8 protein-coding genes are annotated in these 9,771 nt (G+C 35.1%); 6 read left to right on the top strand and 2 right to left on the bottom strand.

Annotated elements, in window-relative coordinates; translation table 11 throughout:
* Positions 1-265 precede the first annotated feature (265 nt).
* On the bottom strand, positions 266-2,041 hold the full coding sequence (locus CD118_RS10820) for an oleate hydratase (RefSeq protein ID WP_103356695.1): 1,776 nt from the start codon (positions 2,039-2,041) through the stop codon (positions 266-268).
* A 194-nt stretch (positions 2,042-2,235) separates the two neighbouring features.
* Here CD118_RS10820 and CD118_RS10815 point away from each other — a divergent pair, with 194 nt between their 5' ends.
* Entirely contained in the window at positions 2,236-2,829 is a 594-nt protein-coding gene (locus CD118_RS10815; RefSeq protein ID WP_103356694.1) for a TetR/AcrR family transcriptional regulator, read from the top strand.
* Positions 2,830-2,926: 97 nt separating this feature from the next.
* On the opposite strand, the gene CD118_RS10810 is transcribed toward CD118_RS10815, so the two are convergent.
* Positions 2,927-3,406, bottom strand: a complete 480-nt coding sequence (locus CD118_RS10810) for an arginine repressor (RefSeq protein WP_060829226.1) — start codon at positions 3,404-3,406, stop codon at positions 2,927-2,929.
* Positions 3,407-3,831: 425 nt separating this feature from the next.
* Between CD118_RS10810 and arcA the strand changes: the two genes are divergently transcribed.
* From arcA to CD118_RS10785, 5 genes are all read left to right on the top strand, one after another.
* Positions 3,832-5,067 (top strand): arginine deiminase, encoded by a 1,236-nt coding sequence (gene arcA, locus CD118_RS10805; protein WP_060829225.1) that lies wholly within the window; start codon positions 3,832-3,834, stop codon positions 5,065-5,067.
* A 35-nt stretch (positions 5,068-5,102) separates the two neighbouring features.
* The gene (gene argF, locus CD118_RS10800) at positions 5,103-6,110 is read left to right on the top strand and encodes an ornithine carbamoyltransferase (RefSeq protein WP_060829224.1); all 1,008 of its coding nucleotides are present in this window, start codon (positions 5,103-5,105) and stop codon (positions 6,108-6,110) included.
* A gap of 119 nt (positions 6,111-6,229) precedes the next feature.
* Positions 6,230-7,660 (top strand): arginine-ornithine antiporter, encoded by a 1,431-nt coding sequence (gene arcD, locus CD118_RS10795; RefSeq protein WP_103356693.1) that lies wholly within the window; start codon positions 6,230-6,232, stop codon positions 7,658-7,660.
* A gap of 16 nt (positions 7,661-7,676) precedes the next feature.
* Positions 7,677-8,618 carry a carbamate kinase gene (gene arcC / locus CD118_RS10790; protein ID WP_103356692.1) on the top strand — a complete coding sequence of 314 codons (942 nt, stop codon included), beginning with the start codon at positions 7,677-7,679 and terminating at the stop codon, positions 8,616-8,618.
* A gap of 18 nt (positions 8,619-8,636) precedes the next feature.
* Positions 8,637-9,350, top strand: coding sequence for a Crp/Fnr family transcriptional regulator (locus tag CD118_RS10785; protein ID WP_060829221.1), 714 nt, complete (start codon positions 8,637-8,639; stop codon positions 9,348-9,350).
* Positions 9,351-9,771 lie beyond the last annotated feature (421 nt).

Below are 9,771 nucleotides of genomic sequence, written 5' to 3'. Positions count from 1 at the left end.
CTTCATTACTGACTCTCTCCTTTTTACACTATCCTGTGTATTACTTTAATAAATATAACTGTTAATAATTATTTTATCAAATATATTCCAAAATTATTTTATTAATAACTTTAATGATTGATAGAGAGGACTATCGCTCGCCCTTTTTCAATCAGCTGATTTTAAACCATAAAAAAGCTTATTCATGATGCAATACGATGCAATCAATGAATAAGCTCTCTTAGATTTTTAAAAATGATTTACTTTTGTAATGACTATCACGCATTTATAGTAAATGATGATTTTTAAGCAATGTTTCAACATAAGTGCCTTTAATTTTTCTTAAGAAACCACTCAAAGCAACTTTTTGAATTTTACTGCTTTCTGTGATTTCTTGTAAGCTTTTGCGATCATTTAATTCGTATGCCGCATCCATCAACACACGTAAATCAAATACAGAAGCAATGACTTCTGGTACGCCTCTATCAATATCTAATAATTGATAGACAGCTTCCATAGCCGTTCTCACTGAATATTCTGTCGTAAATACAGTATCACGCTCAGTTTCAGCGAAGTTACCAATAAAGGCAAGATTACGTGATTGATGTGGCACCACTAACGGTCTGTCACCTACTGCTCTTGGCATAAAATAAGACGTAATATAAGGCAGATACGCAGGTATTGTGTTTGCTTCTTCAGTTGCCAAGTATTCAATTTCTTCAGTAGGGACACCCATGTGATAAAGCCATTCTTGACAGATTTCACTACCACTACATTCTGTTATTGGTTTTTTAATGTAATCACCATCAACATCTGAATATAAAGCATAAATCCAAGTACTCACTTGATCATCAGGTTGGCTTTTAAATTGTTGCTGACGATTAACTGTAAAGCTCATTTGCCATGATGAGTCATTAACAGTAATAATACCACCTGTTACTGTTTTATGAGAAAGCGGGTCACGTTTACATAGTCTTTCAATGGCACCGATGATTTTTTTATTGTTTGTTGTCGCAGTCGCAGAAATGAACCAACTTCTTTTTGGTAAATCTTTATAAAATTTTTCTGGATTACCAAATTCTGGACTTTGCTTTGCCAAGTTATTCCATAATAACCAGCTACCACCAATGTCATCTGTAATAGGTGCAGGTGTGTCATTATCACCATAAGTTGAACTTTCTGTAATACTACCATTCGTTACAAACACTAAATCATTAGGTGTTAATTGAATGACATCATCTTTGCCATCTCGTTTAATAAGAATTTCTCGTGCTAATTTTTGAGAAGTCGTAACGTCTACTTTAATGTCTTCTACTTTGATATTATATTCAAATTGAACATCATTGGATTTCAAATATTCAACCGTTGGTAATACGAGTGATTCATATTGATTGTATTTTGTAAATTTAAGTGCGCTAAAATCTGCAAGGCCGCCAATGTGGTGAACAAAGCGCATTAAATAACGACGCATTTCCATAGCAGAATGCCAAGGTTCAAATGCGAACATTGTTTTCCAATAAACCCAGAAATTGGATTTTAAGAAATCTTCAGAAAACACATCTGTGATTTTGACATCATCTAAATCTTCTTCATTCATTAAACATAAATCTAAAATTTCTTTAATTGCTTTTTGTGTAAGCGTAAAATCGCCATCCGTATCAACACGGTGTCCTCTATTTTCAATCATTCGACAGCGTGAATAGTTTGGATCTTCTTTATTCAGCCAATAAAATTCATCTAAAACTGAAGCATTTTCGACTTCTAAAGAAGGAACCGAGCGGAATAAATCCCACAAACATTCGAAATGATTTTCCATCTCTCTACCACCGCGTACGACATAACCTTTATTAGGAAGTTCGTCACCATCAAGACTGCCGCCAGGCTTAGGTAACTCTTCTAAAATATGAACTTGTGAGCCTTTCATTTGTCCATCTCTAATGAGAAAACAAGCTGCTGCTAAAGCGGCTAAGCCAGATCCCACTAAATATGCAGATTTGTTTTCTACATTTTCAGGTTTTCTTGGACGTGCAAATGCTTCATAATTACCTTTACTATAATACATAGTAAACACTTCCTTTTTTGGATTAAAAATCAGTATAATAAAAGATAAACAGGAAAATAAATGACTTCCTTCATTTTAAAATTTCCTTCAATATTATTATATCAACAGACCACATCCAATTAGGCGCCAATATTCACTATTTGTAACTTAAATGACAAAATCAAGAAATTGTTCGATATCTGAGGTGTTCAAAGATGAATAAACAGGATTTACGCGTAATTAAAACGCAAAACGCACTTATGAATGCATTTACGGAATTGTTAAAAGTAAAAGAATTTGAACACATTACAATACAAGACTTGTGTGACTACGCACTTATCCGTCGTTCAACATTTTATCGACATTACAAGGATAAGTATCATCTATTGAATCATGCGATTGAAAACGTCTTGAATCGTTTTAGACAAATTCATTTATCCGATATTCGTTTTGAAGACCCGAAGCCTTTCCTTGAGCGTTATATCCATGACTTATTAACCTTTATTAATGACAACAAAGTAATAGTCAACAGTGTAGTAACGCATCATTTATATGATGAAACATCACGGATTATTTATGAACAAATTTATCAAGCCATCAATAAGCAAACTCAATACGATATTCAAACTGGGGCCAGATTGGACTTAGATCCAACAATTTATAATCATTTTTTAACAGGTGGGGTGTTAAGTGTCGTCTTCAATTGGTCTAGAGACGCGCATGCTGAACAGACACTCACGACTGTTAAAAATGATATCGTCAACTTGATATGTGGGATGAGAGAAACACACTTAAAACGTATCAATTAAAGTTCACAAATAGATGTTCTTTGTCACAAATCGCTTCCATTACAGCAGCTTGCATACGTCGACTTTGACTTGAATCATCAAAATTCATATTCATTGATTAAGGGGTGACATTTGCATCTTGGTAAGTTTGATTAAACAGCTTATAATGAACATATTTTGAAAGTTCCGCTGACGCCGTAAGAACTAAAATTGTGTCATTCCCCCCGACTGTCCCCAGTACTTCGTTTAGCTCCATTTGATCAATATAATAATTAATGCTTTGTGCAAAACCCGGTGCTGTTTTTATAATTAAGTACGTGTCTTTGATTACGACAGAGGCGATTTCATCTTTATAAAAATTAATTAATTTCGCTTTGGCATCATTTTGCGCATTTTCATTATACTTTTGATAACACCGCTCTTGATGCGCGGATGGCATTTTATAAATCTTCAATTCATTTAAATCTCTACTAATTGTCGCTACACTATACCTTATTCCAAAATGTTTTTCTATATAATCCACAATTTCTGCTTTTGAATGAATGTCATGCTCTTTTACAATCATAGATACTAAGTCTAATCTTTTTCTTTTTTTCATACATTTAAACTCCTTTGCCTCATAATCCCGCTGACAAATAACTGTGTATCTCTACCATAACAAAACATCTCATTGGTAAATGTGAAGTTTCTGACATCTCACATGAACCCTCACACGCTGTCAAACATTTAAGTGGCTTCATCTTCTTACAAAAAATCAATAAACATCTCTTTTCAAAAGATTGATGATTATACATACATATTTTTGAATAAAGAATAATATTATACATATCTCTTAATTTAATATTAACTTATTATTCATAAATACGCATGTTAAAAGGGTAAAGTATGCATAAGTTATCAGTATTGTGTATTGAATAAATCATTTGTATGAAGTTTTAGACATTTACATTGAGAAAACATTCACAGCTGGATAACTGAAAGCGTTTTATACTTTGGATGTAATCAATCAAAGGAGGAATAACAATGGAAAAAGGACCAATCCAAGTGAATAGTGAAATTGGCAGATTAAAAACCGTTTTACTCAAACGACCAGGCAAAGAATTAGAAAACCTTGTGCCTGATCATCTCAGCGGCTTATTATTTGACGATATTCCTTATTTGAAAGTCGCGCAAGAAGAGCATGATAAATTTGCGCAAGTTTTAAGAGATGAAGGGGTTGAAGTGGTTTACCTCGAAAAATTAGCCGCCGAAGCAATTGCTGATAAGGCTGTACGCGAACAGTTTATTGATGATATTTTAGCTGAATCTCAAAAAACAGTGCTCGGTCATGAAAAAGAGATTAAAACGCTATTTGAAACATTAAGCGATCAAGAACTTATAGATAAAATTATGTCAGGTGTACGTAAAGAAGAGATTCAATTAGAAACGAATCACCTTGTGGAATATATGGATGATAGATATCCATTTTATTTAGACCCTATGCCAAACCTTTACTTTACAAGAGACCCTCAAGCTTCTATCGGACGCGGTATGACGATCAATCGAATGTATTGGAGAGCACGTCGTAGAGAATCTATCTTTATGACCTATATTCTTAAACATCATCCACGTTTCAAAGATGCAGACGTTCCTGTTTGGTTGGATCGAAATTCACCATTCAATATCGAAGGTGGCGACGAATTAGTCCTTTCAAAAGAAGTGTTAGCCATCGGTATTTCAGAACGGACTTCGGCACAAGCCATTGAGCGCTTGGCACGCCAAATTTTATTTGATGATCAATCAACTTTTACAAAAGTATTAGCTATTGAAATCCCGAACAGTCGTAGTTTCATGCATTTAGATACCGTGTTTACAATGATTGATTATGACAAATTTACAATGCATGCTGCGATTTTCAAAGAAGAAAATCATATGAATATTTTTACAATCGAAAAAGATGAAGCAACAAACGATATTAAAATCTCACATTCAAGTCAACTTAAAGCAACATTAGAAGACGCTTTACATGTCGATAACATTGAATTCATTCCTACAGGTAATGGCGATGTTATTGACGGAGCACGTGAACAGTGGAATGACGGCTCAAACACATTAACCATTCGCCCTGGCGTAGTCGTCACTTATGATCGTAACTACGTTTCAAATCAACTACTAAGAGATAAAGGGGTCAAAGTCATTGAAATCACAGGTAGCGAACTTGTGCGTGGTCGTGGCGGCCCTAGATGTATGAGCCAACCTTTATTTAGAGAAGACATTTAAGCATTCATTATCAAATTAAGAAAGGATTTTTTAAAATGACAGATATTCAAAAACCATTAGATTTAAAAGGTAGACATTTACTTAAAGAAGACGATTTTACTAAAAAAGAATTTTCAGACTTAATTGATTTTGCGATGACTTTAAAATCTTATAAACAACAAGGCATCCCACATCGCTATTTAGAAGGTAAAAATATTGCTTTATTATTTGAAAAAACATCAACACGGACACGTGCTGCATTTACAGTTGCTTCTATCGATTTAGGTGCACATCCAGAATTTTTAGGTAAAAATGACATCCAATTAGGTAAAAAAGAATCTGTCGAAGATACGGCAAAAGTATTGGGTCGTATGTTTGACGGTATTGAATTCCGCGGTTTCTCTCAAGACACAGTGGAAGCATTAGCAGCGTTTTCAGGTGTCCCTGTATGGAACGGACTCACTGATGCTTGGCACCCAACACAAATGTTAGCAGACTATATGACGATCAAAGAAAACTTTGGTCATTTAGACGGTATTAAACTCACATATGTAGGCGACGGCCGTAACAATGTCGCAAATTCTCTTCTAGTCGCAGGTCCAATGTTAGGTGTCGATGTTACAATCTGCTCTCCTAAATCTTTATTCCCTTCTCAAGATTATATTGATATCGCTGAACGTCGTGCTAAACAAGACGGAGGTTCAGTAACAATTACCGATAATATTGATGAAGGCGTAAAAGGTGCTGACGTTATTTATACTGACGTTTGGGTTTCAATGGGTGAAGAAAGTGAATTCGAATCTCGTATTAAATTATTAAAAGATTATCAAGTGAACAAAGCTTTATTTGACAAAACAGGTAAAGACAGCACAATTTTCTTACATTGCTTACCTGCTTTCCACGACACAAATACAGAATATGGCCAAAAAATTAAAGATGAGTATGGCTTATCTGAAATGGAAGTCACAGATGAAATCTTTAGAAGCAAACATGCGAAAGTCTTTGATCAGGCTGAAAATCGCATGCATACCATCAAAGCTGTAATGGCCGCTACATTAGGTTAATTCAATAGATATGATATGATACAAAAGTCCAGTTATTCTTATCATAATAAAATACTATTAAAATATTTTAAAATAAGTTTTATTCTGGACTTTTTATCTATCTAAAGGAGACATGACATATGGGTGGAACAGATGAAAACAAATTAAATAAAACCGCCTTAATTGGTTTAGTCATTGGCTCGATGATTGGTGGCGGTGCATTTAACATCATTTCAGATATGGGTAAAGAAGCTGGCGGATTAGCTATCATTATTGGGTGGCTGATTACTGCGGTCGGTATGATCTCACTTGCCTTTGTTTTTCAAAACTTAACCAATGAACGCCAAGATTTAGAAGGTGGGATTTACAGTTATGCCCAAGCAGGATTTGGCGATTTTATTGGCTTTTCAAGTGCTTGGGGCTATTGGTTTGCTGCCTTTTTAGGCAATGTGGCTTATGCGTCGTTGCTCATGTCCGCAGTAGGTAACTTTTTCCCAATGTTTAAAGGAGGCAATACCCTACCTTCTATTATTATTGCCTCAATCTTATTGTGGGGCGTGCATTATCTTATTTTAAAAGGTGTCGAAACTGCAGCATTGATTAATAGCATTGTGACCATCGCGAAATTGATTCCGATTTTACTAGTACTTGTGTGTATGATTGTCGCTTTTAACTTTGACACTTTTAAAGCAGGTATTTTTGGCATGACAAGTGGCCCATCACATATGTTTAGTTGGGGAGACACGCTTTCTCAAGTTAAAAGTACAATGCTCGTCACTGTGTGGGTCTTTACTGGTATTGAAGGCGCTGTCGTCTTTTCTGGACGCGCTAAAAATAAAAAAGATGTCGGTTCCGCAACCGTCATTGGTTTAGTTTCTGTGTTGGTCATCTATTTCTTAATGACCGTATTAGCACAAGGCGTCATCCAACAAAATCATATTTCAGAACTCTCTAACCCTTCTATGGCAGCAGTGTTAGAACACATTGTCGGTCATTGGGGATCTGTTCTCGTTAATATTGGCCTCATTATTTCAGTATTAGGCGCGTGGTTAGGTTGGACACTTTTAGCTGGTGAATTACCTTTTATCGTTGCGAAGGATGGCCTATTCCCTAAATGGTTTGCCAAAGAAAATGAAAACAAAGCACCTGTCCATTCATTACTCGTTACTAATATATTAGTTCAAATCTTTTTAATCAGTATGCTTTTCACACAAAGCGCTTATCAATTTGCTTTTTCACTTGCTTCAAGCGCCATTCTTGTTCCTTACATGTTGAGTGCTTTTTACCAAGTGAAATATACAATTCAAACGAAACATCGTGCAACAACGAAGCAATGGATGATTGGTATCATCGCTTCTGTTTATACAATCTGGCTCGTATACGCAGCAGGATTGGATTACTTCTTATTAACGATGCTGCTTTATATTCCAGGACTCATTGTTTACACGATTGTACAAAAAAATAATCAAAAGCCATTAAAACGAGTCGATTATTTATTCTTTGTCATTATTATCATTTTAGCCATTATCGGCATCTTGAGATTATTGAGCGGTGCCGTCGACGTATTTTAATGAGGAGTGAAATTTTATGCATAAAAAAATTGTAATTGCTCTAGGCGGAAATGCCATCCAAACAACAGATGGATCAGCAGAAACTCAAAAACAAGCTATACGTACAACAATGCAAAGACTAAAACCTTTGTTTAACACAGATTATGACATAGTTATTTCGCATGGTAATGGGCCTCAAATAGGCAGTCTTTTAATTCAACAAGCGACTGCTGATAGTCCACAAACACCTGCTATGCCACTAGATGTCTGTGGTGCGATGACACAAGGGATGATTGGCTTTTGGATTGAAACGGAAGTCAACCGTGTTTTAGCAGAGGTTAACAGTGATCGGAAAGCGGGTACAGTGATAACACGTGTAGAAATTGACGAAAATGATCCAAGAATGTCAACCCCGACAAAACCGATTGGGCCTTTTTATACAGAAGCTCAAGTTGAACAACAAAAAGCACAATACCCTGATTCCATTTATAAAGAAGACGCCGGTAGAGGATATCGTAAAGTTGTTCCGTCTCCCCTACCTGTATCCATTTTAGAGCATGAATTAATTAGTACTTTAGTTGAAAATAATAACATTATTGTCGCTTGTGGTGGTGGCGGTGTTCCTGTTGTTAAAAGAGGCGACACTTATGAAGGTGTGGAAGCTGTTATTGATAAAGATTTTGCAAGCGAACGTTTAGCACAACTCATCGATGCCAATACCCTTATGATTTTAACAAACGTTGAAAATGTTTATATTAACTTCAATGAACCTAACCAAGAAAAACTTACTGACATCGATGTCGAAAGTCTGAAACGCTATGCACAAGAAGGTAAATTTGCAGAAGGCTCTATGTTACCTAAAATTGAAGCGGCTATAGATTTTGTTGAAAACGGAGAAGGACGTCGTGCGGTCATCACGAACTTAGATAAAGCCTATGAAGCCTTTAAAGGAGAAGTCGGCACACAAATTTATAAGTAGCTATGAGGGGGTATATTTATGGGGCAGAATCCGTATGATCACTCAACTATAGATAACTCTTTAATTAAAAAAAACGTGAATGCCTATCTTGAACAGTTTGCGAACTTTATTAATATACCCACGGTTGCATTGCAGCCGTATAAGAATGAATTTATCGTCAGACAATACAATAAAGGCCAAGTGATTTACTATTCTTCTGATGAACTGACACATCTATATTATTTAATCGATGGTTATATATTAAGAGAGCATTACAGCGTGAATGGGGATGTCTATCGTGTACTAAATAAAGGAGAACATCTATACCCGCTTCACAACCTTTTTCAAGATAAAACAACAAATGAAATGTGTACTGCACTCACCGATAGCATTGTCATGGCCGTACCGATTGAACTGATAGAATATATATGTCGAAATCACGATAAAGTGTTTATTCAAATGTATAAATACCTTTGCGAAAATGAAAAACAATTAACAGAATATAACATGGCACTTAGTGCAAAAAGCGCTAAAGCACGTGTAGAGAAAGTACTCATTTATTTATGCCATACGATTGGCGAGGACCATGAAGAATTTTATGAGATTAAGCAATTTTTAACGATTCAAATGGTCAGCGATTTAGCTAGTGTTTCCCGAGAAACGACAGGGCACATTGTAAACGAACTAAAAACACAAAACCTCCTTTTAAAAGATCAGAAGAATTGGATGATTAGTAAAGCCATCTTGAAATAATATTTTTTGCATGATAAATCAATGGAATGGGATAAAAATTATTTCAATTTCTGTTCCATTCCATTATAAACGTCTCTCGGTTTACATGAATCCCAAGAACGGATACAGCGATATATAAATCAGATAACTACTTCTTTTATGATTTTATATAGTTCAACTCATGGAATAAGCCATACATATAACGTTACTTTCATACGTTAAACGTGTGAAAGTAACGTTTATTATATTTGAAATGAACATTCTTATACGTCATCAATAACCACGCATCCTGCTTTAAAATAACAAAACTTACCTTTATATTTACGTACATCAACTGAGAAATAAAAATTTTGAAAATGTAGCACCTTCTTATAGATTGAATATAAACTAATATTAAATACATAATTTAAAACCCTATTTGAAATGCCAAAATACTTAATCT

The organism is Staphylococcus coagulans (genome assembly GCF_002901995.1).
GTDB lineage: Bacteria > Bacillota > Bacilli > Staphylococcales > Staphylococcaceae > Staphylococcus > Staphylococcus coagulans.
This window is presented reverse-complemented; position numbering and strand designations above follow the sequence as displayed.